The sequence below is a fragment of the Peribacillus sp. P4_C12 genome, from assembly GCF_056402095.1.
This window is the reverse complement of sequence record NZ_JBFUIB010000733.1, coordinates 1-1,522: the sequence shown is the minus strand read 5'-3', so window position 1 is coordinate 1,522 and position 1,522 is coordinate 1. Positions and strand designations below refer to the sequence as shown.

At 37.3% G+C, this 1,522-nt stretch carries 1 protein-coding gene; it reads left to right on the top strand.

The features are described from left to right. Window positions 1-390 precede the first annotated feature (390 nt). Window positions 391-1,522: asparagine--tRNA ligase (asnS, locus tag AC1DUW_RS28495; protein WP_477644140.1), on the top strand; the 1,132-nt coding region annotated here is incomplete at its 3' end.

Genomic DNA, 1,522 nt, shown 5'->3' with positions numbered 1-1,522 from the left:
GAGATAAGGATGCGAATTAATAAATAGAAAGCGGGATTTGAAGCTCGTGAAAGGGTAAAGGATTATATCTAGAACAAAATTTAAATGGTGGATTTTATATATGGGGACAGTTCAATTGTCACCCCTATTAAATAGTATGTTTAGTCTATAAATTTTAAAAACAAAAGCTTGAAAATGACTATTGCATTTTGTATCAGCAAATACGTTAGTATATAAGTAATCTAACAAGTACAAGGGCAATAAGTTATCAAAAAAAGGATGAATAAAAAGAATATAAAAGAATTTTGGAACCTCTGATTTATGTGATTTATTTGCTTGTATGGAGGGCTATAGGTATAATAAGTAGAGTAAATTCCTTAGTAAGATAAGCTATTTTTGGAGGGAAATTCCGTGAAAATTACAATAAAAGAAGCTAGTAAATTTGTCAATCAAGAAGTGACCATTGGCGGCTGGCTTGCTAGCAAACGTTCCAGTGGGAAAATTGCTTTTCTTCAAATTCGTGATGGCTCTGGCTTCATACAAGGTGTGGTCGTGAAAGCAGATGTGGGCGAAGAAGTTTTCGCTCGTGCGAAAACGGTTACGCAAGAGACATCTATGTACGTCACAGGTGTCATTCAGAAGGATGAGCGCTCTCCGTTTGGATTTGAATTACAGGTAAAAGATATTGAAGTCATTCATGAATCAGTTGATTATCCGATTACTCCAAAAGCACATGGTCCTGAATTCTTAATGGATAACCGTCATTTATGGCTGCGTTCAAAACGTCAGCATGCTGTTATGAAAATTAGGAATGAAATCATTCGTGCTACCTATGAATTTTTTAATGAAGAAGGATTTGTTAAAGTCGATCCTCCAATTTTAACAGGAAGTGCTCCAGAGGGAACAAGTGAATTATTCGCGACGAAATATTTTGAAGAGGATGCATATCTTTCACAAAGCGGTCAGCTTTATATGGAAGCAGCAGCCATGGCATTAGGAAAAGTATTTTCTTTTGGTCCTACGTTCCGGGCAGAGAAATCCAAAACAAGACGTCATTTAATCGAGTTCTGGATGATTGAACCGGAAATGGCTTTCATTGAATTCAAAGAAAACCTGGAAGTTCAGGAGCAATTTGTCTCATCAATAATTCAGTCTGTATTGAAAAACTGTCAGCTTGAGTTGAATACACTAGGCCGTGACACAGCGAAGCTTGAACAAATTAAGGCTCCTTTCCCACGGATTACATATGATGAGGCAATTAAATTCCTACATGAACAAGGCTTTGAAGATATCCAATGGGGTGATGATTTTGGAGCGCCTCATGAAACAGCAATAGCAGAGAGTTATGAAAAGCCAGTATTTATCACTCATTATCCAACTAAAATTAAACCTTTTTATATGCAGCCAGATCCTAACAGGGAAGAAGTCGTCCTTTGTGCCGATTTGATTGCTCCAGAAGGATATGGTGAAATTATCGGTGGTTCAGAGCGGATTCATGATCAAGAACTGCTTGAACAGAGAATTAAAGAGCATGGCTTGAGTG